Annotated in this window: 22 protein-coding genes; 8 read left to right on the top strand and 14 right to left on the bottom strand. The window is 69.1% G+C overall.

Annotated features, from left to right (window positions below; translation table 11 throughout):
* The first annotated feature begins 117 nt into the window (after positions 1 to 117).
* Entirely contained in the window at positions 118 to 1,074 is a 957-nt protein-coding gene (locus ACWDSJ_RS30575) for an NAD(P)H-dependent flavin oxidoreductase (RefSeq protein ID WP_450035993.1), read from the top strand.
* Positions 1,075 to 1,083: 9 nt separating this feature from the next.
* On the opposite strand, the gene ACWDSJ_RS30570 is transcribed toward ACWDSJ_RS30575, so the two are convergent.
* Positions 1,084 to 1,554, bottom strand: coding sequence for an SLOG cluster 4 domain-containing protein (locus ACWDSJ_RS30570; protein ID WP_450035992.1), 471 nt, complete (start codon positions 1,552 to 1,554; stop codon positions 1,084 to 1,086).
* Between the two features lie 342 nt (positions 1,555 to 1,896).
* Between ACWDSJ_RS30570 and ACWDSJ_RS30565 the strand changes: the two genes are divergently transcribed.
* The 3 genes from ACWDSJ_RS30565 to ACWDSJ_RS30555 all read left to right on the top strand — a co-directional run bounded on the left by ACWDSJ_RS30565 (position 1,897) and on the right by ACWDSJ_RS30555 (position 5,177).
* Entirely contained in the window at positions 1,897 to 2,529 is a 633-nt protein-coding gene (locus tag ACWDSJ_RS30565) for a TetR/AcrR family transcriptional regulator (protein WP_387359238.1), read from the top strand.
* A gap of 34 nt (positions 2,530 to 2,563) precedes the next feature.
* Positions 2,564 to 4,204, top strand: a complete 1,641-nt coding sequence (locus ACWDSJ_RS30560) for an NAD-binding protein (protein WP_450035990.1) — start codon at positions 2,564 to 2,566, stop codon at positions 4,202 to 4,204.
* A 112-nt stretch (positions 4,205 to 4,316) separates the two neighbouring features.
* Positions 4,317 to 5,177 carry an alpha/beta hydrolase family protein gene (locus tag ACWDSJ_RS30555; RefSeq protein ID WP_450035989.1) on the top strand — a complete coding sequence of 287 codons (861 nt, stop codon included), beginning with the start codon at positions 4,317 to 4,319 and terminating at the stop codon, positions 5,175 to 5,177.
* On the opposite strand, the gene ACWDSJ_RS30550 is transcribed toward ACWDSJ_RS30555, so the two are convergent.
* Positions 5,174 to 7,255, bottom strand: coding sequence for a prolyl oligopeptidase family serine peptidase (locus ACWDSJ_RS30550; RefSeq protein ID WP_450035988.1), 2,082 nt, complete (start codon positions 7,253 to 7,255; stop codon positions 5,174 to 5,176). The genes ACWDSJ_RS30555 and ACWDSJ_RS30550 overlap by 4 nt on opposite strands.
* A 211-nt stretch (positions 7,256 to 7,466) precedes the next feature.
* On the opposite strand from ACWDSJ_RS30550, the gene lpdA reads away from it, so the two are divergent.
* Positions 7,467 to 8,870: a dihydrolipoyl dehydrogenase gene (gene lpdA / locus ACWDSJ_RS30545; RefSeq protein ID WP_450035987.1), complete on the top strand. Its 1,404-nt coding sequence runs from the start codon at positions 7,467 to 7,469 to the stop codon at positions 8,868 to 8,870.
* A 50-nt stretch (positions 8,871 to 8,920) separates the two neighbouring features.
* On the opposite strand, the gene ACWDSJ_RS30540 is transcribed toward lpdA, so the two are convergent.
* The gene (locus ACWDSJ_RS30540; RefSeq protein WP_387359248.1) at positions 8,921 to 9,319 is read right to left on the bottom strand and encodes a winged helix-turn-helix transcriptional regulator; all 399 of its coding nucleotides are present in this window, start codon (positions 9,317 to 9,319) and stop codon (positions 8,921 to 8,923) included.
* 100 nt (positions 9,320 to 9,419) lie between these two features.
* On the opposite strand from ACWDSJ_RS30540, the gene ACWDSJ_RS30535 reads away from it, so the two are divergent.
* The gene (locus ACWDSJ_RS30535; RefSeq protein ID WP_450035985.1) at positions 9,420 to 10,274 is read left to right on the top strand and encodes an SDR family oxidoreductase; all 855 of its coding nucleotides are present in this window, start codon (positions 9,420 to 9,422) and stop codon (positions 10,272 to 10,274) included.
* Positions 10,275 to 10,362: 88 nt separating this feature from the next.
* Here ACWDSJ_RS30535 and ACWDSJ_RS30530 read toward each other — a convergent pair whose 3' ends face one another.
* Positions 10,363 to 10,749, bottom strand: a complete 387-nt coding sequence (locus ACWDSJ_RS30530) for a VOC family protein (RefSeq protein ID WP_450035984.1) — start codon at positions 10,747 to 10,749, stop codon at positions 10,363 to 10,365.
* Between the two features lie 46 nt (positions 10,750 to 10,795).
* On the opposite strand from ACWDSJ_RS30530, the gene ACWDSJ_RS30525 reads away from it, so the two are divergent.
* Positions 10,796 to 11,599, top strand: a complete 804-nt coding sequence (locus ACWDSJ_RS30525) for a TetR/AcrR family transcriptional regulator (RefSeq protein WP_450035983.1) — start codon at positions 10,796 to 10,798, stop codon at positions 11,597 to 11,599.
* Here ACWDSJ_RS30525 and ACWDSJ_RS30520 read toward each other — a convergent pair.
* The 9 genes from ACWDSJ_RS30520 to ramB form a co-directional block, all read right to left on the bottom strand.
* Positions 11,596 to 12,468, bottom strand: a complete 873-nt coding sequence (locus ACWDSJ_RS30520; RefSeq protein WP_450035982.1) for an LLM class flavin-dependent oxidoreductase — start codon at positions 12,466 to 12,468, stop codon at positions 11,596 to 11,598. The two genes, ACWDSJ_RS30525 and ACWDSJ_RS30520, sit on opposite strands and share 4 nt — an antisense overlap.
* Positions 12,468 to 13,007: a carboxymuconolactone decarboxylase family protein gene (locus ACWDSJ_RS30515; RefSeq protein WP_387359258.1), complete on the bottom strand. Its 540-nt coding sequence runs from the start codon at positions 13,005 to 13,007 to the stop codon at positions 12,468 to 12,470. The genes ACWDSJ_RS30520 and ACWDSJ_RS30515 overlap by 1 nt, the downstream gene beginning before the upstream one ends.
* A gap of 133 nt (positions 13,008 to 13,140) precedes the next feature.
* Positions 13,141 to 13,830 (bottom strand): GntR family transcriptional regulator, encoded by a 690-nt coding sequence (locus tag ACWDSJ_RS30510; RefSeq protein WP_450035981.1) that lies wholly within the window; start codon positions 13,828 to 13,830, stop codon positions 13,141 to 13,143.
* A 12-nt stretch (positions 13,831 to 13,842) separates the two neighbouring features.
* Positions 13,843 to 14,535, bottom strand: coding sequence for an urea ABC transporter ATP-binding subunit UrtE (gene urtE, locus ACWDSJ_RS30505; protein ID WP_387359262.1), 693 nt, complete (start codon positions 14,533 to 14,535; stop codon positions 13,843 to 13,845).
* Positions 14,519 to 15,298 carry an urea ABC transporter ATP-binding protein UrtD gene (gene urtD, locus ACWDSJ_RS30500; protein WP_450035980.1) on the bottom strand — a complete coding sequence of 260 codons (780 nt, stop codon included), beginning with the start codon at positions 15,296 to 15,298 and terminating at the stop codon, positions 14,519 to 14,521. Before urtD ends, urtE begins: the two co-directional genes overlap by 17 nt.
* Positions 15,295 to 16,401 carry an urea ABC transporter permease subunit UrtC gene (gene urtC, locus ACWDSJ_RS30495; RefSeq protein ID WP_450035979.1) on the bottom strand — a complete coding sequence of 369 codons (1,107 nt, stop codon included), beginning with the start codon at positions 16,399 to 16,401 and terminating at the stop codon, positions 15,295 to 15,297. The genes urtD and urtC overlap by 4 nt, the downstream gene beginning before the upstream one ends.
* Positions 16,398 to 17,282 carry an urea ABC transporter permease subunit UrtB gene (gene urtB, locus ACWDSJ_RS30490; protein ID WP_450035978.1) on the bottom strand — a complete coding sequence of 295 codons (885 nt, stop codon included), beginning with the start codon at positions 17,280 to 17,282 and terminating at the stop codon, positions 16,398 to 16,400. Before urtB ends, urtC begins: the two co-directional genes overlap by 4 nt.
* A gap of 71 nt (positions 17,283 to 17,353) precedes the next feature.
* Complete coding sequence (gene urtA / locus ACWDSJ_RS30485) at positions 17,354 to 18,595, bottom strand: urea ABC transporter substrate-binding protein (RefSeq protein ID WP_387359270.1); 1,242 nt, start codon at positions 18,593 to 18,595, stop codon at positions 17,354 to 17,356.
* A 175-nt stretch (positions 18,596 to 18,770) separates the two neighbouring features.
* Positions 18,771 to 20,180 carry an acetate metabolism transcriptional regulator RamB gene (gene ramB / locus ACWDSJ_RS30480; RefSeq protein WP_387359272.1) on the bottom strand — a complete coding sequence of 470 codons (1,410 nt, stop codon included), beginning with the start codon at positions 20,178 to 20,180 and terminating at the stop codon, positions 18,771 to 18,773.
* A gap of 93 nt (positions 20,181 to 20,273) precedes the next feature.
* Here ramB and ACWDSJ_RS30475 point away from each other — a divergent pair, with 93 nt between their 5' ends.
* Positions 20,274 to 21,824 (top strand): ATP-dependent DNA ligase, encoded by a 1,551-nt coding sequence (locus ACWDSJ_RS30475; RefSeq protein WP_450035976.1) that lies wholly within the window; start codon positions 20,274 to 20,276, stop codon positions 21,822 to 21,824.
* A gap of 378 nt (positions 21,825 to 22,202) precedes the next feature.
* Here ACWDSJ_RS30475 and ACWDSJ_RS30470 read toward each other — a convergent pair whose 3' ends face one another.
* The gene (locus tag ACWDSJ_RS30470; protein WP_387359276.1) at positions 22,203 to 22,631 is read right to left on the bottom strand and encodes a DUF4254 domain-containing protein; all 429 of its coding nucleotides are present in this window, start codon (positions 22,629 to 22,631) and stop codon (positions 22,203 to 22,205) included.
* Positions 22,632 to 22,669: the final 38 nt, after the last annotated feature.

Here is a 22,669-nt window from a genome sequence, read left to right as displayed (position 1 = left end):
ACTGCACTCGACAGGGTGTGGGAGAGTAGGACACCGCCGGAACAATATTCCCGAGAAGGGGCCCAGCAATGGGCCCCTTCTCGCATATCCGGACCTCTCCGTGCCAAGCTCGAAGACATGCGAACGACCTTCACCGAGCAGCTGTCGATCCGCTACCCCATCGCCTCGGCCCCCATGGGCGGCGAGGCGGGCGGCGCGCTCGCCGCGGCCGTCTCGAACGGCGGCGGATTCGGCATGATCGGCGCGGGGCGCGGTGACCGCGATTGGCTCGCGCGCGAGGCGGGCATCGCCCGGGCCGCCACCGAAAACGCTTGGGGTATCGGCTTTCTCACCTGGGCCATCGACGCCGACGCCATCGCCTACGCCCTGGACTTCGAACCGGCCGCCATCATGCTCTCCTTCGGCGATCCCGCGCCCTTCGCGAGCCGTGTCCACGACTCCCCGGCGAAACTCATCCTCCAGGTGACCGACCTCGACGAGGCCCGCCGCGCCCTCGACGCCGGGGCCGACATCATCGTGGCCCAGGGCAGCGACGCGGGCGGCCACTGCGGCGAAAACGGCATCGGCACACTGTCGTTCGTCCCCGCCGTCGCCGACCTCGCGGGCCCCACCCCGGTCCTCGCCGCGGGCGGTATCGCCGACGGTCGCGGCCTGGCCGCGGCCCTCACCCTCGGCGCGTCCGGGGCCCTCCTCGGCACCCGCTTCCAGGCCACCCCCGAGGCCCTGGTCTCCGCCGAACTGACCGCGGCCCTCCTCGCCGCCGACGGCCAGGACACCGAGATCAACCGCACCCTCGACATAGCCCGCGGCGCCCCCTGGCCGCACCGCTACCCGGCCCGCACCCTCACCAACCCGTTCCTCGACGAGTGGCGCGACCGCGACGACGAACTCCGTTCGGACACAACGGCATTGGAGCGCTATCGCACCGCGGCCGCCGCAGGTGACCTCGACGCGGTCCCGGTCTGGGCGAGCCAGGCCGTGGGCCTGATCAGAACATCCGTCTCGGCCGAGCGGATCGTCGCCGAGATCGTCACCGAGGCCGAACGAGCCCTCGCCCGCGCCACTGCCGACTGAGCGGACGCCTCAGCCCCCCAGCGCGATCCGCACCGCCTCGGCGGCGGAGTCTGCGACCGCACCCGCGTCGACCGGTACCCCCGCCGCGTCCACGACCCGCCAACCACCCAGCGAGACAACGGGAATCCCGCCCCGCCGCCGCGCCAACGCGAGTTCCGACAGCGTTCCCCACGACCCGCCGATCACGATCACCGCGTCCGCCGACTCGACCAGGATCGCGTTCCGGGCCTCCCCCATATTCGTGTACAGCACGGCCGACAGCCCCGCACAGACCGCCGCGCGATCGGTGTCGGGCCGCACGCCGATGACCAATCCGCCGGCGCCACCGGCACCCTCGGCCACCGCCGCCATCACCCCGACCCCACCGCCGCACAACACGGTGGCCCCCGCCGCGGCCAACAGCCGACCGACCTCGCGTGCCCGCTCCGCGTCGACCGCCGCGCAATCCCGCGGCCCGCAGACCGCGACCTGAACGCCCATGGCCTCTCCTCCTCATCGCGTGCGGACCGACGGCCGCTCGGCTGTACCGGGTATGCCCGGCTTGCCGCAATAAGTATCGCGGCATGTTTCCCCGCCACAATCAACAGCGCGGTGAGAATTCACAATAAGGTTTAAAAAAATCCTCCAAAAAAGTCTTCCCAAGTCGACTTCCGTCGACTAACGTCTCTTTCGGCAAATCGCCAGTGACCCAGCGGACGCAGTTTCTGAAGCGCTTCCCAGGTCAAGGAGCCAACTTTCGGCTAACAAACCGAAAGTTGGAGGTCCAACCGAAGAGCCCGATCTTTGACGAGGGGATCGGGCCCTTCGGTAAAGTCCTGCGCAATGTCACAGGAAACGAACGCGGGCAGGATGTACGCCGGGCAGCCCGTAGAAGACCGGCAACGGCAACGGCGTGCGCGTTTTCTGGAGTCCGGATTGACGGTGTTCGCCCGGGACGGCTATGCCAACAGCTCGGTCGGAGCCATCTGCAAAGACGCCGGACTCTCCTCACGGCAGTTCTACGAGGAGTTCACCGGGCGCGAATCGCTGTTGCTCGAGCTCTACGAACATATCGACCGGGAATCGCGCGCGGCGGTGTCCGCGGCGCTGGAGGCGCACGCGGGCCACGGCTCGGTCGAGACCATCGAGGCCGCCGTGCGGGCCTACGTCGAGGCCATCGGCCGCGATCCGCGCCGCGCCCGGGTCGCGCTGGTCGAGGTGGTCGGGGCGGGTCCCAAGGTCGAGAAGTTCCGGCTCGAATTGCGGCGGAGCTGGGGTTCGATTCTGGCCGGTGCGGCGGAAGACGCCGCGCTGCAAGGGGAGATCCCGCCGGGTGACTACGAGATGCGCAGTCTCGCCATCATCGGCGCGGTCAACTATGTCGTGGACGCCTGGTGCGGTTCGGAGCCGCGTGGCTCCCTCGACGACGTCATCCGGGTGCTGCGGCGGATCATCATCGGCGCGGTCAGCGCGTAGCTGACGTGCCGGGTTCCGATCTAGACTCGCTGGTATGCACGTCCACGAGGGGGATGGGACGGCCCCGAGTTTCGTTGTCTGCGGGGACAATCCACTGGTCCATCAACTGGCCCTGGAGCTGGTGACCAGGTTCCCGGACGGGAGCGTGACCGTGGTGCTGCCCAATCTCGACGGCACGTACGTCCCCCAGCTGCAACGGCTGGAGCGGGTGCGGATCCAGTGCTCGACCCGGCTCGACGAGGAGACGCTGCGCGCGGCCGGGGTCGCGCACGCCCGTGCACTGGCCCTGGTGGATCAGGCGGATGTGGAGAACTTCCACGCCGCGCTGCGCGCCTACGAACTCAACGGGCAGATCCGGCTGGTGATCCGAATGTTCAACACCGGCCTCGGGTTTCGCATCCGCAGCCTGTTCGCCGACTGCGTGGTGCTGTCCATCTCCGAGATCGCCGCGCCGTCGTTCATCGCGGCCGCGCTCGGCGAGGAGGCCCTGGACTACCTGCGCATCGGGGAGCGCACCCTGTACGTGTCGAGCACCCCGGAGGCGCCGTCGGGGAAGGTCGTGTGCGCGCTGACCGAGCAGGCGGGCGAGATCCGGTTGCTGCCACCGGATCAGGGCGGGGAGCGTGCCCTGGCGGTGATGGACCGCGCGCCCTACCGTCCCGATCGCGCGGGCCGCTGGTTCCGGGTGCTGCGCAATCTGGCGCGCAACAACCTGGTTCGGCTCATGCTGCTGCTGTTGACCTGCATCACCATCGGGTGCGGGCTGATGATCGCGATCGGAAACGGTTGGAGCGACGCCGTTTACGAGACGCTGCTCGACGCGGCCGGGGCCGCGCAGCCCGAGCACGCGCGCTCGCCCGCGTTCAAGGTGTTGCAGGTCGGGGTCGTCTTCATCGGGCTGGCGCTGACCCCCGTGGTTACCGCCATGGTCGTGGGCGGGGTGCTGCGCGCCCAGCTGTCGGAGACGGCCGGGCCCGATCCGGCGGACTTCACCGATCACGTCGTGGTCGCCGGGCTCGGCAATGTCGGCTCCCGCGTGATGGAGCAGCTGTGCGATCTGGGCGTGCCGGTGGTCGGGCTCGACAACGACGAGAACGCCCGCGGCATCACATTGGCCCGCTCGCTCGGGGTGCCCGTGGTCATCGGGCAGGCCACCTGGGAGGACTCGCTCCAGGCCGTCGGCGTGTCCCGCGCCCGCGCGCTGTTGCTGCTGACCAGCAGCGACGCGGTGAATCTCGAGGCGGCCCTGCTCGGCCAGTACTACCGCGAGGATCTGCGGGTGGTGTTGCGCCTGTTCGACGACGATCTGGCCGAGCGGGTGCAGCGCACCCTCGGAAAGGCCGTGGTGCGCAGCGTATTCCAGCTCGCGGCCGAGGGCTTCGCGATGGCCGTCTCCGAACGCCGCGTGATCGCGACCCTGTCGGTCGACCGCGAGACCCTCATGGTCGCCGAGGTGCCCGTCGAGGCCGGTTCGGTATTGGCCGGCAGGCAGATTCGCGCCGCCGACATGTCCGACCACATCCGCATCCTGGCCCTGCAACGCACCGTCGGCGCCGAACTCGAATGGCAGCCCGACCCCGAAACCCTCCTGGCCGAGGGCAACCAACTCGTTGTCGTGACCACCCGTGCGGGCCTGAACGAACTCCTGAGCCGCAGCGAGGGTCGCGCCGCCTGAGCGGAGGGCAACCAACTCGTTGTCGTGACCACCCGTGCGGGCCTGAACGAACTGCTGAGCCGCAGCGAGGGTCGTGCCGCCTGAGCGGAGGCGGCGAAGTAGCGTGCCCGGCATGGAGACTGTTCCGGTCCAGGTGCCCGACGGCAGTATCGTGCCGGTTCGGTTGGTCGCGGCTCGGGGGCCGCATCGGCGCGCGATCACGCCGGATGCGCCGCGGGCGGTGGTCGTGATCATTCCCGGGCTGGGGGTGCCGGGGGCGTACTACGAGTTGTTCGCCGATCACCTGTCGCGGCGCGGATTCGACGTGGCGATCGGCTCGATCCGGGGCAACGGGGACAGCAAACCGGCGCCGGGGCCGTCGAGCGACTACGGCTATCAGGAACTGGTGTCGGTGGACTTCCCGGCGATGTTCGAGGTGGTGCGCGAGCGGTTCCCGGACAGCACGCCGATCCTGTTGGGGCACAGCCTCGGTGGGCAGTTGAGCGCCCTGTACGCCGCGCGGGTGCGCGGGCGGCTGGGCGGGCTGATCCTGGTGGCCTCGGGCACGCCCTACTACCGGGGATTCGGCGGGATCGCGCGCTCGGCCATGCTGCTCGGCCCCTCGGCCATCTCGCTGACGGCGAATCTCGCCGGGGTCTGGCCGGGGGACCGGATCACCGCGGGCGGCTTCGGGCGGCAGTCCAAGGTGCTGGTATCGGACTGGGCCCGGCTGGCCCGCTCCGGCCGGTTCGAACCGGCCGGAGCGGATATCGACTACGAGGAGCGCCTCGCCCGGCTGACGCTGCCGGTGCTGTCGATCACCATCGCGGGCGACGAACTCGCGCCCCGCGGTTCGGCCGACCATCTGCTCGCGAAGCTGCCCCGGGCGCGGGTGAGCCGGTGGCGGCAGCCGGAACGCCTGGGGCACAACGGCTGGATCGTCGACCCGGCCTCGACCGTCGACCGCATCGAGACGTGGATCCGCGACCGCTAACGCTCCAGCAGCATCTGGGTGAAGAACTCGTAGATCAGCGCCGCCTGGAAGGCCATCTGCTTGTTGTCGGCCGCGCCGCCGTGGCCGCCCTCGATGTTCTCGTGGTACCAGACGGTGTGGCCCTGCTCCTCGAGCAACGCGGCCATCTTGCGGGCGTGGCCCGGGTGCACGCGGTCGTCGCGGGTGGAGGTGGTCAGCAGGATCGGCGGGTAGGTCGCGTCGGCGCGGGCGTTCTGAAACGGCGAGTACTCGCGGATGTAGGCCCACTCCTCCGGTTTGTCCGGGTCGCCGTACTCGGCCATCCAGGACGCCCCGGCCAGCAGCAGGTGGTAGCGGCGCATGTCCAGCAGCGGCACCTGACACACGATGGCCCCGAACAGTTCCGGGTAGCGGGTGAGCATGACGCCCATGAGCAGTCCGCCGTTGCTGCCGCCCACCGCGCCCAGCTGCGGTGCGGTGGTGATGTCGCGGTCGGTGAGATCGCGGGCGATCGCGGCGAAGTCCTCGTACACCTTGTGCCGGTTGGCCTTCTGCGCCTGGGTGTGCCATTCGGGGCCGTATTCGCCGCCGCCGCGGATATTGGTCATCACCCAGGTGCCGCCGCGTTCCAGCCAGCCCATCCCGGAGGCCCCGCTGTAGGCGGGCGTGCGGGACACCTCGAATCCGCCGTACCCCGACATGACCGTGGGCCCCGGCTCGCCCCTGCGATCACGGTGCCGAATCACGAAGTAGGGCACCATGGTTCCGTCGTCGGACCGCGCGAAGAACTGCTCGGTCTCGATCCCGGCGGCGTCGAAGAAACTCGGCTCCTGCTTGAGCAATTCGGTGCCGCCGCCCACCGAACTCGCCAGCAGCGTCGCGGGTGTGGTGAATCCGCTTGTGGTGAGCATGAATTCGTCCCCGCCCTCCAGCGGGTCCAGGTTCAGGACGTTGGTCGTGGCCATGGGCGGGGTGTCGGCCAGTGGGCTGCGTGTCCATCCGGCGGCTCCCTCTTTTGTTCCCCCGGCACGCTTTTCGCCGGGGGAGAGCACGTACAACTTCGTCTGCACATCCTCCAAGGTGATCAGGATGAGGTGGTTCTCGGTCCACCCGTACCCGTGCAGCGACGTATGCGCATCGGGAGTGAAGATCACCTCGAAATCCCTTGCACCCGAGAGAAATTCCTCCAGATCACAAGCCAGCAACGCCCCCGCCGGGTACGTCCTCCCCCCGACCTCCCACGGCGACTTCAGCCGCACCAGCAGCCAATCCTTGTACCAGGACTCCGAGGCGTCGGAGGGCACGTCGATGTGCCGCAGACCACCGTCCTCGTCGAGCAGGTAGACGGACTCGTTGAAGAAGTCCGTGGCCCGCCCGACATAGTGCCGCTCGTACCCGGGCGTCCGGTCGTAGCCCGCGGAGACGAGCACATCCTCCGTCGAGCCCTCGAACACCGTGACCGCCTCGCGCAACGGCGTCCCGCGCCGCCACCGCTTGGCGATCCGGGCGTATCCGGAGTCGGTCAGCGACCCGGGCCCGAAATCCGTTCCGACATAGACGGTGTCGGCGTCGATCCAGCGGATCTGCGATTTGGCCTCGGGCAGGTGGAAGCCGCCGTCGGCGGGCTCCCGGAACGTCCTGGTGGTCAGGTCGAACTCCCGGACCACCTTCGCGTCCGCGCCGCCGCGCGACAGGCTGATCAGCGCCAGCGTCTGCTCGGGCCGCAGCACCGCGGCCCCGCCCCACACCCAGTTCTCCCCCTCGGCGGCCGCGAGCGCGTCGAGGTCGATCAGCACCTCCCACTCGGGTTCGGGCTTGCGGTACTCCGCGAAAGTCGTTCGCCGCCACAGCCCCTTCGGATGTTCGGCGTCGCGCCAGAAGTTGTACAGCCACGCCCCCCGCCGCGTCGGATACGGCACCCGCGCATCGGTGTCGAGCATGTCCAGAATCCGATGTTCGAGATCCGCGAACCGATCCGAGGCGGCGAACCGCTCCACCACCACCTCGTTGTGAGCCCGCGCCCACGCCAACGGCCGCTCCCCGGTCACCTCCTCGAGCCACAGATAAGGATCCGACACCTGCTCCTCGACGCCTGTCATGTCGTCATTCTCGCCGACCGCCCCGCACACCGTCTGCTCGCACCGCAGTTCAGGACATCCGGGACAAGCACGTTCGCGGCCCGGCTCGTCGTTCAGCGGTCGAAGCGCATGCGCGAAGCGCGAGTCTCGACCGCTGAACGACGAGCCTCAGGGGCCGCGAACCCGCGACGCCGAAGGCGGCGCAATAAGACACTGCGTTAGGCTCGAGGTCGTGACTTCCCACTACGATGTCGTCGTTCTCGGTGCTGGTCCCGGCGGGTATGTCGCCGCGATCCGCGCCGCTCAACTCGGCCTGCGAACAGCGATCGTCGAGCAGAAATATTGGGGTGGCGTGTGCCTGAACGTCGGGTGCATTCCGTCCAAGGCGCTGCTGCGCAATGCGGAGCTGGCGCACATCTTCACCAAGGAAGCGAAGACGTTCGGTATCAGCGGGCAGGCGAGCTTCGATTTCGGCGCCGCCTTCGATCGCAGCCGTAAGGTCGCCGACGGCCGCGTCAAGGGCGTGCACTTCCTGATGAAGAAGAACAAGATCGACGAGTACGACGGGAAGGGCACCTTCACCGACGCGCACACGCTGTCGGTCGAGCTGTCCAAGGGCGGCACCGAGCAGATCACGTTCGACAACGTCATCATCGCCACCGGCACCATCACCAAACTGCTGCCGGGCACCCAGCTGTCGCAGAACGTGGTCACCTACGAGGAACAGATCATGACCCGCGACCTGCCGGGTTCGATCCTCATTGTGGGCGCGGGCGCGATCGGCATGGAGTTCGGCTACGTGCTGAAGAACTATGGCGTCGACGTGCGCATCGTGGAGTTCCTGGACCGCGCGCTGCCCAACGAGGACGCCGACGTGTCCAAGGAGATCACCAAGGCGTACAAGAAGCTGGGGATCACGATCACCACCGGCGCCGCGGTCCAGTCCATCGAGGACAACGGTTCCAAGGTCACGGTCAGCATCAAGGACAACAAGTCCGGCAATGTCGAGACCGTCACCGTCGACAAGGTGTTGCAGGCCGTCGGTTTCGCGCCGCGGGTGGAGGGCTACGGCCTGGAGAACACCGGCGTGCAGCTGACCGAGCGCGGCGCGATCGCCATCGACGACTTCATGCGCACCAATGTGCCGCACATCTACGCCATCGGCGACGTCACCGCGAAACTGCAACTGGCCCACGTGGCCGAGGCGCAGGGCGTGGTCGCGGCCGAGGCCATCGGCGGCGCGGAGACCCTGCCGATCGGCGACTACCGAATGATGCCGCGCGCCACCTTCTGTCAGCCGCAGGTCGCGAGCTTCGGCCTCACCGAGCAGCAGGCCCGCGACGAGGGCTACGACGTCAAGGTCGCCACCTTCCCGTTCACCGCCAACGGCAAGGCGCACGGCCTGGGCGACCCGACCGGCTTCGTGAAGCTGATCTCCGACACCAAGTACGGCGAACTGCTCGGCGGCCACCTCATCGGCCCCGACGTGTCCGAACTGCTCCCCGAACTGACCCTGGCCCAGAAGTGGGATCTCACGGTCAACGAACTCGCCCGCAACGTGCACACCCACCCGACGCTGAGCGAGGCGTTGCAGGAGGCCATCCACGGTCTCGCGGGCCATATGATCAACTTCTGAAAACCACTGTGCCGCAACGGCTCCGCGTCCCGATGGGCGCGGAGCCGTTCTCATTCGCGACGGTAGGCGGCCTGCGCCGCGGTGATCGTGTCCAGATTGGATTCGAGAGTGACGACGAGCGCCTCGAGGTGCTCGGCGACGCGCGCGCCGAGTTCGGTGAGGGTGTACTCGACGCGCGGCGGAATGGCCTGCACCACCTCGCGGTGGATCATCCCGTCGCGCTCGAGCGCCTGCAATGTCTGTGACAGCATCCGCTCGCTGACCCCGTCGACCCGGCGGCGCAACGCGCTGAATCGGTAGGGGCCCTCGCGCAGGGCGACCAGGGCCAGCGTTCCCCAGCGGCTCGCGACGTTCTGCAACACCGGACGCGAGGCGCAGTTCCGCGCGAAGACATCGGCCTCCAGCGTCGGATCGGCGCTGTCGGCCTGCTGGACGTGCCGCGTGCTCATGACCCCGATGCTACCCATCTCTCCGGTAGGGCTGGAATGTATAGTACTAACTATTAGTTAGTGCACTTTGTTCCGTAAGGCACGCAACCTGGAGGTAGTCATGACCGTCGCCGTCACCGGAGCCAGCGGGCAGCTGGGCCGACTCGTCGTGGAGGCGTTGATCCGCCGCGGGGCCGGGCCGATCGTCGCGATCGTGCGCGATCCGGCCAAGGTCGCCGATCTGGCCGAGCGCGGCGTCGAGGTCCGGCAGGCGTCCTACGCCGACGCCGAGGCCGTCGAACGCGCGCTCACCGGAGTGGACCGGCTGCTGCTGGTGTCGGGCAACGAGTTCGGCGCGCGCGTCGATCAGCACGCCACCGTGATCCGCGCCGCCGAACGGGCGGGTGTGGACCTGCTCGTCTACACCAGCATTCCCGGCGCCGAGGACAATCCGATGATCCTGGCCGAGGAGCATCGCGGCACCGAGGAGGTGCTCGCGAAAGCCGCTGTGCCGCATACCGTTCTGCGCAACGGCTGGTACTGGGAGAACTACGCGGGCGCGCTGCCCGCCGCCGTCGCGAGCGGAGTCCTCTACGGCGCCGCCGGAACCGGCCGGGTCGCGGGCGCCGCCCGCGCCGACTACGCCGAGGCCGCGGCCGTCGTGCTCACCACCGAGGGCCACGCCGGGCGGGTCTACGAACTGGGCGGCGACGAACGGCTCACGTATTCCGATATCGCCCAGGCGATGTCCCAGGCGTCCGGTGCGCCCGTGCGCTATGAGAACCTCCCCGGCGACGACTACGCCGCCGCGCTGGAGAACGCGGGTATCCCGGCCGCCCATGCCCGCGCCCTCGCCGACGCCGATGTCGCCATCGGCACCGGTGTCCTCGATGTCACGAGCGGCGATCTGCGAAAGCTGCTCGGCCGCTCGACCACTCCCGCGGTCGAGGTGTTTCGCGCCGCGCTGAACGGGTAGCACCGGTACGCGCCGTTCGACACGATCCGGCGTCACATGGGATGGGATGGACAGGGGTTCCCGGCTCGGCGGGAACCCCTGTGCCCGTTCAGGATTCGGTCAGCCACTGCACCAGCTGGATGACGATCCCGTTGGGATCGCGGGTCTGGAAGAAGCGCTCGCCCCACGGTTCGGTCGCGATCGGCGTCTCGATCGGCACACTCGCGGCGCGCACCCGCTCGTATTCGGCATCGATGTCCTCGACGACGAAGACCACGAGGGTCCCCTGCCCCGCGTCGCCCGCGATCCGCGCCGGGGCGAAGGTGGGCAGGCCGGTCCGCAGGTAGATCACGTTGAATCCGGCGTCGGGCCGCGACAGCGAGTAGAACCCGTCCGCCGACATCTGGACCTCGAATCCGAAGTGCTCGGTCAGGAACGTCGCGGAGGCCTCCGGATCGGGGACGTTGAGCGACAGGGCGGCGGCGGTGATCTTCATGGCGACAACTCTATACTAAGTACTTAGTACGTCGTATAGAGTTTAAATGTGCCGCTGGTCACGCCGCTACGATCGGGACGGAGGTGAGTGCGTGAGCGAGCGCAGCAGCGCGGGGGATCCCGCCCGGACGCTGGAGTTGTTGTGGGGCAGGCCCGATGGCGCGCCGACGCGGGGCCCGAAGCAGCGCAGCAGCGTCGCGGAGGTCGTGCGCGCCGCCGTCGAGATCGCCGACGCCGAGGGCCTCGAGGCGCTCACCATGCGCGCGGTCGCCAAACGGCTCGGCCTCACCCCGATGGCGACCTACACCTACGTGCCGGGCAAGGCGGAACTGCTCGATCTCATGCTCGACGCGGTCTACCGGGACATGGATCGCGCCGATCTGACCGGAATGCCTTGGCGGCGAAGGGTTTCGGTGATCGCCGAGGAGAACCGCGACCTGCTGTCCCGGCATCCGTGGGTGGCCTACGTGCCCACCACCCGCCCGCCGCTGGGCCCGGGACTGGCCGCGAAATACGAGCACGAACTCGCCGCCTTCGACGGCCTCGGCCTCGACGACGTGACCATGGACGCGGCCGTGACCCACGTCCTCGGCTTCGTCACCGCGGTCGCCCGCATCGCCATCGACACCGCCCGCGCCGCGCACGCCAGCGGGATGTCGGATCACGAGTGGTGGGAGCGCACCGGCCCGGTGCTCGCGCGCGTCTTCGATCCCGAGCGCTATCCGCTCGCCGCCCGCGTCGGCGCGGCCGCCGGGAACGCCCACGACAGCGCCTACAACGCCGACCACGCCTGGGAATTCGGGCTCGCCCGGGTGCTGGACGGGCTCGCGGTCCTCATCGAGGGCCGTTAGGGCACCAGCGGCCGAACCTGTTCGGCGACGAACCGCACGAAACCCGCGAGGTCGGGTTCGTCGGCCGTGGGTTGCAGGGTCACCGATTGTGCGCCCGCCTCGGCGAATTCGGCGACGGCGGCGGCCACCGCGTGCGCGTCCCCGGCGACGCCGAGGCCCGCGGTGTCGGCGGCGCCCATCTCGCGCAGATCCGCGGCCAGTCGTTCGGCCGCGCCCGGTCCCGTCGCCACGGACAGGTTGGCGACCACCAGGGGCGGTCGCGGACGACCGGACGAGGCGTGCCCCTCACCCACGAGAACCGTTGCGGCACAGAACTTCTCGAGGCTCGTGGAGGCGGTGAGGATGACGCCGTCGGCGACCTCGCCCACCAGCCGCAGGGTGCGCGGCCCGGTCGCCGCCGCCAGGATGGGCGGGGCGGCCGCGGGCGGCCACTCCAGGGCCACCTCGTCGAGCCGCACGTACCGGCCGCGCACGCTGACCCTCTCCCCGGCGAGCAGGCGGCGCAGCGCCGAGACGTACTCGCCCAGCAGGGTCACCGGGGATTCCACCCGCGCGCCCGCCTGCCCCATCCACTCCTGCACCCCGTGCCCCACACCCCAGCTGCCGCGGCCGGGGAACATGCGCTCGAGGGTCGCGATCTCCATGGCCGTGAGGGCCACATTGCGGAACGGCACCGGGAACACGCCCACCCCGACGCGCACCCGTTCGGTCCAGGCCAGTGCGGCCGCGGCGGTCGCGACGCCGCCCTCGAAGAAGCTGTCCTCCCACAACCAGAGCTCGTCGAGGCCGGATTGGTCGGCGACGCGGGCGATCTCGCGCAGGCGTTCGGGCGGATTCTGCGGCCGGAACGCGATTCCCAGCGCCGTCATCAGTGGTCGCTCTGGATGCGCAGGGTGGTGATGGTCGCCGCCAGGCCCTCGTACTGGTTGACCAGCAACACGATCTCGATGAGTCGCCGCTCGTCGTAGTGCGCGGCCAGCGCGGACCAGGTCTCGTCGCCGATGTCGCGGGTGGTGACGAGCTCGTCGACCGCGGTGAGCAGCGCGCGTTCGCGCTCCGACCAGCCGGGCGCGCCCGGACCGACGCGCAGCCGGTCCAGGATCTCGGGGGTGATGCCCGCGCGCCTGCCCAGCCGGATGTGATGGTCGGTCTCGTATTCGCAGTCGCGCAGATGCGCCACCCGCAGAATCACCAGTTCGGTGTCGAAGCGGCGCAGTTTCCCGCCCGGCATCAGCCGCCCGGAGTAGTGCAACCAGCCTCGGAACAGCCCGCCGGTCCGCCCCAGCGTACTGAACAGATGAGCGTCCGACGTCCCGGCCGCCCGTGAGATCACTTGCCAGGCAAGCCAATTGACGGGCCCCAACTCCCGCAATCGACCCGGTTCGATACGCGGCTGTCTCGAGACCATGCCTCACGCTAACACGGCCCGGTCCGGCCGCACCTGCCCCGAATTCGGTGAGTTCGCGGCCTGCTCGGCGCGGCGCGTGGAGGCAGGAGCGTTCGGTGAGCCGGAGCGCCCGTCGAGTCCGAGGCCACGCGCGTCAGTCCCGCAGGGCCTGACCCAGTTTGGTGAGTTCGAGGGCCTGTTGGGCGCGGGCCAGGACGTGGGTGCGGGAGCGGTCGATGTGAGCGAGGAGCAGGTTCAGGGCGGCGGCGAGGTCACCGGCGAGGATGTGTTCGGCGATGGCGATGTGGTCGGCGGTCATGGTCGCGATGCGGTCGGCGGTGGGCACGTCGAGGGAGCGGATCGGCCGTACCCGGGCGTGCACGGTGGCCAGGGCGTCGGCCAGCGCGGCGTTGCCCGCGGCGGCCAGCAGGGTGGCGTGGAACTGCTCGTCGGCGCTCACCAGCTCGGCCCCCGGATCGGGCGGATCCTCCCGCAGCCGCCGCCACACCCCCAGCTCCCGCCGCACCGCCAGCTGATCGTGCGACAGCTCGCCGCGGCAGCGCCGAATCCCCCTGGCCTCCAACACCATTCGCAACTCGTACAGGTCGCCGAGTTCGTCCACGCGCGGCCGGTACGGATACAGTCCGTCGCCGTGCCGTTCCACCAGCCCGTCGGCGAGCAGCCGGGCCAGCGCCTCGCGCACCGGGGTGCGCGAGACGCCGTAGGCGTCGGCGAGGCGTTCCTCGCCGAGCCGTTCGGTCGGCGCGAGCGCCCCGGCCGCCAGGTCGCGGCGCATCGACCGATACACCCGCTCACCCAGTGACACTCGCCCCCTGCGCGACATCGGGTGGCCCCGTCAGATCGCCATCGCCGCGCGCACCGTGGACTCCGCGCCCGCTCCGCCCGCGCCCGTGGAGGCGACGCGGCCCGACTGGAGGACGTAGTACCGCTGCGCGGCCTGCAACGCGAAGCCGATGTGCTGTTCCACCAGCAGCACGCTCAGCCCGCCCCGCTCGGTGAGCCCGATGATGGTGCGCTCGATCTCGGCCACCACCGACGGCTGGATGCCCTCGGTGGGTTCGTCGAGGATCAGCAGCCGCGGCTCGGTGATCAGCGCCCGCGCGATGGCCAGCTGTTGACGCTGACCGCCCGACAGCAGACCGGCCTTGCGCGGCAACAGCTCCCGCAGCGCCGGGAACAACGTGAGCGCCTCCTCGATCAGCGCCTTACCGCGCTTGCGGCCGTCGGCGACGACCTGGAGGTTCTCGGCGGTGCTCAGCTGCGGGAAGCTCTGCTGGCCCTGCGGCACGTAGGCGATGCCGCGCCGCACCCGCCGCGCGGGCGTCAGTTTGGTGATCGCCTCGCCGTCGAACCGGATCACCCCCGAGCGCACCGGCACCAGCCCGACCGCGGCCCGCAACAGCGTGGTCTTGCCCGCGCCGTTGTGGCCCATCACCGCGACGACGCCGTCGTCGGGCACGGTCAGCGACACCCCGTGGATCACCTCGGTGCGTCCGTAACCGGCGTGGATGTCAACGAGTTCCAGCATCGGCAGCCTCCTCGGGATAGGTTTCCACGGCCGCGGCCGTGCCCAGATAGACCTCCTGGACCTTCGGATCGGCCTGCACCTGTTCGACCGTGCCCTCGCTGAGCACCCGGCCCCCGGCGAGCACGGTCACCGAGTCGGCGAAGGCGCGCATGAAGTCCATATCGTGTTCGACGACGACCACCACCCGCTCGGAACCGATGCGGCGCAACAGGTTTCCGGTCTCCTCGCGCTCCTCGGCGCTCATCCCGGCCACCGGCTCGTCGAGCAACAGCACCGAGGCGTTCTGCACCAGCAGCATGCCGATCTCCAGCCACTGCTTCTGGCCGTGCGCGAGGATGCCCGCGGGCCGGTCCCGCAGCGCGGTCAAACCGGTTGTCTCCAGGGCGGATTCGATAGCGGGCAGGATCGACCTGCGCCGCCGCAGCAGGGTCAGCGCCGAGCGGCCCGCGCCCGCCGCGATGTCGAGGTTCTGCAACACGGTGAGCTGTTCGAAGACGCTGGCGGTCTGGAACGTGCGCCCCACGCCGAGCCGGGCGATCTGGTGGACCTTGCGGTTCAGCAGTTCGGTGCCGGTCTTGCGCGCCGAACCCGTGGCGGGGACCAGGCCCGTGATCGCGTCGATGAGCGTGGTCTTGCCCGCGCCGTTGGGTCCGATGAGGAACCGCAGATCCCCTTGCAGGACGGTCAGATCCACCTCGCTCACGGCCCGGAAGCCGTCGAAGGTCACCGACAGCCCGCGGATCTCGAGGTATTCGCCGTTCATCGCGCCTCCACTTTCAGCTCCTCGGCGGGCACGTCGGGCACCGGCGCGGTCGCGGCGACCGGTTTGCGCAGCCGCCGCACGAAATCCGCTGCCAGCGGCCCGAATCCGGCCAGTCCGGCGGGAATGAACCCGACGACCACGATGAACAGCGCGCCCTGGAGATACGTCCAGCCCGACGGGAAGTGCTCGGAGAACGTGGACTGCGCCCACGCCACCCCGATCGCGCCCAGCACCGGCCCGAGCAGCGTGGTCCGCCCGCCGATCGCCACCCCGATCAGGAAGACGATCGAGGGCACCACACCGATGTCGGCGGGCGAGATGATCCCGACGATCGGGGTGAACAACGCGCCCGCGATCCCGGCGAAGAACGCCGCCACCACATAGGCGACGATCTTGATATTGGCCGGATCGTAGCCCAGGAACCGCACCCGCTCCTCCTGATCGCGCACCGCGATCAGCAGCTCCCCGTACCGGCTGCGCATCAGCTGCCGCGCGATCGCCACCACGATCAGCAGCGCCGCCGCGGCGATGAAGAACAGCATCCGCCGGTTCACCGGATCGCTGAGCCGGAAGCCGAAGAACGCCCGGAAGTCGCTGAGCCCGGTGAACCCGCCGATGGTCTGCTGCCCGGTGAGCAGGATCGCCAGCGCGGCGGTCAACGCCTGGGACAGGATCGCGAAGTAGGCGCCCTTGACCCGCCGCTTGAACACCCCGAAGCCGAGCAGCGCCGCCACCAGCGCGGGCAGCACCAGGATCGCGAGGATCGCCACCGGCGCGGACGCGAACGGCCGCCAGTACGAGGGCAATTCGCCGATTCCCGCGATCTGCATGAACTCCGGCACGTCCTGATGGGTGTGCGCGGCGTCGGCCAGTTGCAGATGCATGGCCATGATGTAGGCCCCGATGCCGAAGAACACGCCCTGGCCGAGGGTGAGCATTCCGCCTCGGCCCCAGGCCAATCCGATGCCCACCGCCACGATCGCGAAGCACAGGAACTTCGCCAGCAGATTCAGCCGGAAGTCGCTGAGCACGGCCGGGGCCAGCGCGAACAGGACGATGGCCGCGACGGCGAAACCGCCCGCGGTCCGCAACCACCCACTCATGCCAAACTCCTCGTCCGAACGGTGAACAGCCCCTGCGGCCGCACCTGCAGGAAGACGACGATGAGCACGAACACGATCACCTTCGCCACCGACGCCGTGGTCGAGTACTCGATGAACGAATTCAGCAGCCCCAGCGCGAACGCCGCCAGCACCGTGCCCTTGATCTGCCCGAGGCCGCCGATCACCACCACCAGGAACGCGTCCACCAGATAGCTCTGCCCGATCGTCGGGCTCGTCGACCCGATCAGCGTGAGCGCCACTCCCGCCACCGCGGCCAGCCCCGATCCGATGAAGAACGTGCCGATATCCGTTGCGCGACTGGACACTCCGCTGGTCTCGGCGAGGTCGCGGTTCTGCACGACCGCGCGGATGCGCCGCCCGAGCGGGGTCAGCCGCAGCACCGCCGCCAGGATCGCGACCGCGACCACGGCCAGCGCCAGGATGAAGATGCGCGTCTTGGGCACGACCGTGCCCAGGACGGTGAGGCCGCCCGAGAGCCAGCTCGGCGCGATCACGTTCTTGGCGGGCGCGCCGAAGATGTCGCGCACCAGCTGTTGCAGCACCAGGCCGACGCCGAAGGTGACCAGCAGCGTGTCCAGCGGCCGGTCGTACATCCAGCGGATCAGCAGCGTCTCCAGCGCGACGCCGAGCAGCCCGCCGACGAGGAATCCGGCGAACAGCGCGACGATCAACGCCACCCCGGTCGCGTGGATGTACTGCTCGACCAGATACGTCGTGTAGCAGCCCGCCATGATGAATTCGCCGTGGGCCATGTTGATCACGCCCATCTGACCGAAGGTCAGCGACAGGCCCAGCGCGGCCAGCAGCAGGATCGATCCGAGACTGAGCCCGGTGAACAATTGCCCGATCGCCACTTCCATTTGGTAACTCCCTAATTCGCAACGGCCGGTGGGGTTTCCCCCACCGGCCGCCCCTCATCGTCGGCCCGTGGCTACTTCAGGCCCTTGGCCCAGTCGTAGGACTTCAGGTACGGGTCCGGCGTCACCGGCTTGCCGGAATCCCATACCGTGTAGATCAGGCCGTCCGGGTGGATCTCACCGATCCGCGCGGTCTTGGTGATGTGATGGTTGGCGCCGGTCACGGTGACCGGTCCCTCGGGGGCGTCGAAGCTCACCCCGTCGGCCGCGTTCTGAATGTCGCCCACCGCGAACGACTTCGCCTTCTCGACCATGTTCTTCCACAGGAAGACCGAGGTGTACGCGGCCTCCATCGGGTCGGAGGTGGGCTTGTCCGCGCCGAACGCGGCCTTGTAGGCGGTGACGAACGCCTTGTTCTGCGGGGAGTCGACGGTCTGGTAGTAGTTCCACGCGGTCAGCTGTCCCGCGATGTTCTGCGGCCCGATCCCGGCGACCTCCTCCTCGGCGATGGACACCGAGACGACCGGCATGTCGGCGGGTTTGAGTCCGGCGTTGGCGTATTCGCGGAAGAACGCGACATTGGAATCGCCGTTGAGGGTGTTGAACACCGCGCCCGCCTTGGCATTTCGCACCTTGTTCACGATCGTGGAGAAATCGGTCGAGCCCAGCGGGGCGTAGTCCTCGCCCTTGATCTCGATGCCGTTGGCCGCCGCGTACGCCTTGATCTCCCGGTTGGCGGTCTGCGGGAACACGTAGTCGCTGCCGACCAGATACAGCGAGGTGATGCCGCGCTGCTTCAGATAATCCAGGGCCGGGACGATCTGCTGATTGGTGGTCGCGCCGGTGTAGAAGATGTTCTTGCTGTCCTCGAGTCCCTCGTACTGCACGGGATAGAACAGCAGCGAATTCAGCGATTCGAACTTCGGCTTCATGGCCTTGCGGCTCGACGAGGTCCAGCCGCCGAAAACCGCCGCGACACAATCGGAGCTGATCAGCTTCTCCGCCTTCTCGGCGAACGTCTTCGGATCCGAGGCGCCGTCCTCGGTGACCACCTGAATCTTCTTGCCCAGCACGCCTCCCGCGGCGTTGATCTGATCGACCGCCAGCTTGGTCGAATTGGCGACCGTGACCTCACTGATGGCCATCGTCCCGGTCAGCGAATGTAGGGAACCGACCTTGATGGTGTCCTTGGAGGTGTCGACGCAGGACGCCGCGCTCGTTCCGGAACCGGAATCGTCGCGAGATCCGCAGCCGGACAGCAACACTGCCGACAGGGCGAGGGCGGTGGGCACCGCGATCACACGAGAGACAGACATGGGCAGAACTTCTTTCTGTATACAGCGGGTGTATCCGCGTGCGCCGAAGAGTAGGCGGGAAGTGTTGCCGCTGAATATTTCTCGGTGACAGCCCGATTTCGAATGTTTCGTCGCTGTGAATTCTGCGGAGCGCCAGCGCTGTACGTAGGGGTGATCGAGGTGGACTCGCCCCGGGTCAGCGCAGGACGTACGGGGAGATCGAGCTGCGGTGTTCGCTGATGTCCAGGGATTTGCCCAGCGGGGGGAACGCGCGCTGCGGGCAGTTGGCGCGCTCGCAGACGCGGCAGCCCGCGCCGATGGGAGTCGCCTTGGGGTCGTTGAGGTCCAGGCCGTCGGCGTAGACGACCCGACCGGCGTGGCGCAGTTCGCAACCCAGGCCGATGGCGAAGGTCTTGCTCGGCTCGCCGTAGCGGGTGGCGCGGCGCTCGACGGTGCGCGCGATCCACAGGTACTTGCGGCCGTCGGGCATCTGCGCGATCTGGGTCATGATCCGGCCCGGCGAGGCGAAGGTCTCGTAGACGTTCCACAGCGGGCAGGTGCCGCCCGCGGAGGAGAAGTGGAAACCGGTGGCGGACTGGCGTTTCGACATGTTCCCCGCGCGGTCGACGCGCACGAACGAGAACGGCACCCCGCGCAGCTTCGGCCGTTGCAGCGTCGAGAGCCGGTGACAGACCGTCTCGTAACTCTGGGTGAAGAACGCCGAGAGCCGCTCGATGTCGTAGCGGAAGTCCTCGGCCACCTCGTGGAAGGTCGAATACGGCAGCACGGTCGCGGCCGCGAAGTAGTTGGCCAGCCCCAGCCGCGCGAGCTTGCGGGTGTCCTCGGAGGCGAAAGCGGCCTCCTCGACCAGCTTTTCGATCAGGTCGCCGCACTCCAGATAGGCCAGTTCGGAGGCGAGTTTGAACACCCGCTGCCCGCCGGACAGATAGGGCGCGATCTCCAGGCGACGTTCGGCGGCGTCGAAGCGGTGCAGCACACCGTCGCCCAGATCGATGCGCTCGACGATCTGCACGCCGTGCGCGGTGGTGAGCCGACGCGCGATCTCGCGCTTGAGATCCCCGCCGTGGAACCGCATCCGGGTCGCGAGTTCCTCGGCGGCGGTATCCAATTCGTGGATGTAGTTCTGCCGCTGGTAGAAGAAGTCGCGGACCTCCTCGTGCGGGCGGGAGATCGCGCCCGAACCGCTGCCGTCGGAGAACCGGTCCTCGGTCGCGGCGGCCAGCTGGGCGGTGGTGTTGCGGTAGCGGCGATGCATGTTCACCATGGCCCGCGCCAGGCTCGGATGCGCCGAGACCATCTCCGCGATCTCCTGTGCGTCGGCCTCGATGCCCAACTCCTGATCCATCACGACCTCCTGCAACTCCGCGATGAGCCGGGTGTCGTCCTGGGAGGAGAAGAAGCTGGCGTCCACGCCGAAGATCTCGCTGATGCGCAGCAGCACCGGCACGGTCAGCGGGCGGACATCGTGCTCGATCTGGTTGAGGTAGCTCGCCGAGATCTCCAGCTTCTTGGCGAGCGAGACCTGGCTCAGCCCCCGCTCGGTGCGCAGCTGACGCAGCCGCGCCCCGACGTACGTCTTGGCCATATGCCGAGTCTATGGACGTTTCACAGGGGTGCCAACCAGAAGTTAGCAGGTCTGTTGCGCGATGTGTCACACCCGCGCGTTACGGTCGGACGCGTGCTGTTCTCCCGAGTCGTCGAGGCGTCGCAGGCAGTGCGGGCGACGACCTCGCGCAAGACCAAGATCGCCACGCTCGCCGAGTTGCTGGCGCAGGCGGGGCCGGAGGAGCTCGCCCAGGTCGTCGCGTGGGTGTCGGGTGAGCTCGTGCAGGGCCGCATCGGCACCGGCTGGCGCACGCTCACGAGCCTCGACGTCGCCCCGGCGGCCGAACCCGCGCTGACCGTCGCCGCGGTCGACGCCGCGTTCGGCGAACTCGCGGCGACCGCCGGTTCGGGCTCGGCGGCCCGGCGGCGCGAGCTGCTGACCGCCCTGTTCGGCGCGGCCACTCCCGACGAACGCGAATTCCTGCTGCGCCTGCTCACCGGCGAGCTGCGCCAGGGCGCGCTGACCGCGATCGTCGCCGAGGCCGTCGCCCGCGCCGCCGAGGTGCCGGTCGAGCAGGTGCGCCGCGCCTACATGCTCTCCGGTCAGCTGCCGGTGACGGCGGTCGCGGCCCTGACCGGCGGGGTGGCGGCGCTGGCGGAGTTCCGGCTCGAGGTGGGGCGGCCGATCCAGCCCATGCTCGCGTCCCCGGGGGCGACCCTCGACGACGCGCTCGCCGAATTCGACGGCGAGGTGAGCGTCGAGCACAAGATGGACGGCGCGCGAATCCAGGTGCACCGCAAGGGTTCCCGGGTGTGGGTGTTCACCCGCACGCTGCGCGACATCACCTCCGGCGTGCCCGAACTGGTCCGCTTGGTCACCGAATTACCCTGCGAGAGTGTGGTTCTCGACGGCGAGACGCTGGCCTTGACCGATGCCGGGCGGCCGCGGCCGTTCCAGGAGACCATGAGCCGCTTCGCCACCGTCGATCCGGCGCTGCGGCCCCCCGCCGTGAACTCCACCCGCGAACTGCTGCTGCACCCGTACTTCTTCGACTGTCTGCACCTCGACGGCGTCGACCTGCTCGACGCCCCCCTGAGCGAGCGGCGCGCCGCGCTCACGAAAGTGGCGGGCGCGCACGGCATTCCGGCCCTCATCCGCCCCGACGCCGAGGCCGCGGCCGAATACTTCGACGGCGCCTTGGCCGCCGGGCACGAGGGCGTGATGGTCAAATCGCTGTCGGCGCCCTACGCGGCCGGGCGGCGCGGCCGCGCCTGGCAGAAGATCAAACCCGCGCACACCCTCGACCTCGTCGTGCTCGGCGCGGAATGGGGCTACGGCCGCCGTACGGGTTATCTGTCGAATCTGCATCTGGGCGCGCGCGACCCGGACGGCGGTGACCCGATCATGGTGGGCAAGACGTTCAAGGGCCTCACCGACGCGCTGTTGGCCTGGCAGACAGCCGAATTCCCGCGCCACGAACGCACCCGCGACGAGCACACCGTCTACCTGCGGCCGGAGCTGGTGGTCGAGATCGCCCTCGACGGCGTCCAGACCAGCCCGCGCTACCCCGGCGGCGTCGCGCTGCGCTTCGCCCGCGTCGTGCGCTACCGGCCCGACAAGGAGGCCGCCGACGCGGATACCATCGACGCGGTGCGCGCGCTGTTACCGTCCGGGGCGCGCTGACAGCCGATTCACAGTTTCGTCGCGGACGACCTCGAGGTTCGGCGCCCACCATCGAGGAGTCGGTTCGTCCCGATATGGATCAACTGCCCTGATCCATCCTCGAGCCGCGGCGGCGCCACCCTCGCGGCGTCGCCGTGGGTTCGGAAACTCAGCGACTTCTCAGGCGCATCGCGGCAAACGGCCCGCTTCCCGGGCGCACACTGGGTACCGAGAACCCCGAACCATTTTGCCCGCTGCCAGGCGACGCTACCCCCTGCGTGTCGCCTGGCAGCACCCTTTTCGGTGCTCGCCTGGAGGGGGCCTTCTCAGTACTCGCCCGGCAGCGCCCTCTCAGTACTCGCCAGGCAGCGCCCCCTCAGTACACGCCAGGCAGCCCTCTCAGTACTCGTACTCGTTCAGTCGCGGTAGTCGGCAGCGGCCCGCGTCGATCTCCGACACCAGGTCCGCGTAGGCGGTCGCCAGTTCCGACAGCCGCCGCCAGGCGTCATGGGCCAGCCAATCCGGCGTGCTGGTCAGGGCGAGATAGGCGAGCGCGGAGAACTGCGCGAGCCGGTCGACGACCGTGCCCACGGTCTCGGTGTGCAGCCGGGCGCCCCCGGGCGCGGGCGGCAGTTTCGCGATCACCCACCGATCGATCTCGTGCACCAGCTGCGCGCGTTCGCGATCGATCTCGGCGGTCTCGGCCGCGGCGAGCCGCCGCTCGTGCAGTTCGGCCAGCCGTCGCGCACAGCGCAGCACGAAGTGATCGCCGGGCTCGAGCCCCCGGCACGCTTGCAGCAGAAGGTCTTTCGGGGGGAGCGATACCACGGCCGCAATATTGCCCCTCCGATATCTCTGATCGGCAA

Source organism: Nocardia sp. NPDC003482 (assembly GCF_053588115.1).
The sequence above is the reverse complement of the archived record's forward strand: the minus strand, read 5'-3'. Positions and strand labels throughout refer to the sequence as shown.

What these genes read in the sequence shown, in the direction of transcription:
- urtB (WP_450035978.1), bottom strand. Translation starts at nt 17,282, where the DNA reads ATGGAAGTGGCGATCGGGCAATTGTTCACCGGGCTCAGTCTCGGATCG.
- ACWDSJ_RS30515 (WP_387359258.1), bottom strand. Translation starts at nt 13,007, where the DNA reads ATGGTCTCGAGACAGCCGCGTATCGAACCGGGTCGATTGCGGGAGTTG.
- ACWDSJ_RS30530 (WP_450035984.1), bottom strand. Translation starts at nt 10,749, where the DNA reads ATGAAGATCACCGCCGCCGCCCTGTCGCTCAACGTCCCCGATCCGGAG.
- ramB (WP_387359272.1), bottom strand. Translation starts at nt 20,180, where the DNA reads ATGGCCAAGACGTACGTCGGGGCGCGGCTGCGTCAGCTGCGCACCGAG.
- urtE (WP_387359262.1), bottom strand. Translation starts at nt 14,535, where the DNA reads ATGCTGGAACTCGTTGACATCCACGCCGGTTACGGACGCACCGAGGTG.
- ACWDSJ_RS30565 (WP_387359238.1), top strand. Translation starts at nt 1,897, where the DNA reads ATGTCACAGGAAACGAACGCGGGCAGGATGTACGCCGGGCAGCCCGTA.
- ACWDSJ_RS30560 (WP_450035990.1), top strand. Translation starts at nt 2,564, where the DNA reads ATGCACGTCCACGAGGGGGATGGGACGGCCCCGAGTTTCGTTGTCTGC.
- ACWDSJ_RS30570 (WP_450035992.1), bottom strand. Translation starts at nt 1,554, where the DNA reads ATGGGCGTTCAGGTCGCGGTCTGCGGGCCGCGGGATTGCGCGGCGGTC.
- ACWDSJ_RS30525 (WP_450035983.1), top strand. Translation starts at nt 10,796, where the DNA reads ATGTGCCGCTGGTCACGCCGCTACGATCGGGACGGAGGTGAGTGCGTG.
- ACWDSJ_RS30550 (WP_450035988.1), bottom strand. Translation starts at nt 7,255, where the DNA reads ATGACAGGCGTCGAGGAGCAGGTGTCGGATCCTTATCTGTGGCTCGAG.
- ACWDSJ_RS30575 (WP_450035993.1), top strand. Translation starts at nt 118, where the DNA reads ATGCGAACGACCTTCACCGAGCAGCTGTCGATCCGCTACCCCATCGCC.
- ACWDSJ_RS30540 (WP_387359248.1), bottom strand. Translation starts at nt 9,319, where the DNA reads ATGAGCACGCGGCACGTCCAGCAGGCCGACAGCGCCGATCCGACGCTG.
- ACWDSJ_RS30520 (WP_450035982.1), bottom strand. Translation starts at nt 12,468, where the DNA reads ATGACGGCGCTGGGAATCGCGTTCCGGCCGCAGAATCCGCCCGAACGC.
- urtD (WP_450035980.1), bottom strand. Translation starts at nt 15,298, where the DNA reads ATGAACGGCGAATACCTCGAGATCCGCGGGCTGTCGGTGACCTTCGAC.
- urtA (WP_387359270.1), bottom strand. Translation starts at nt 18,595, where the DNA reads ATGTCTGTCTCTCGTGTGATCGCGGTGCCCACCGCCCTCGCCCTGTCG.
- ACWDSJ_RS30555 (WP_450035989.1), top strand. Translation starts at nt 4,317, where the DNA reads ATGGAGACTGTTCCGGTCCAGGTGCCCGACGGCAGTATCGTGCCGGTT.
- ACWDSJ_RS30510 (WP_450035981.1), bottom strand. Translation starts at nt 13,830, where the DNA reads ATGTCGCGCAGGGGGCGAGTGTCACTGGGTGAGCGGGTGTATCGGTCG.
- urtC (WP_450035979.1), bottom strand. Translation starts at nt 16,401, where the DNA reads ATGAGTGGGTGGTTGCGGACCGCGGGCGGTTTCGCCGTCGCGGCCATC.
- ACWDSJ_RS30535 (WP_450035985.1), top strand. Translation starts at nt 9,420, where the DNA reads ATGACCGTCGCCGTCACCGGAGCCAGCGGGCAGCTGGGCCGACTCGTC.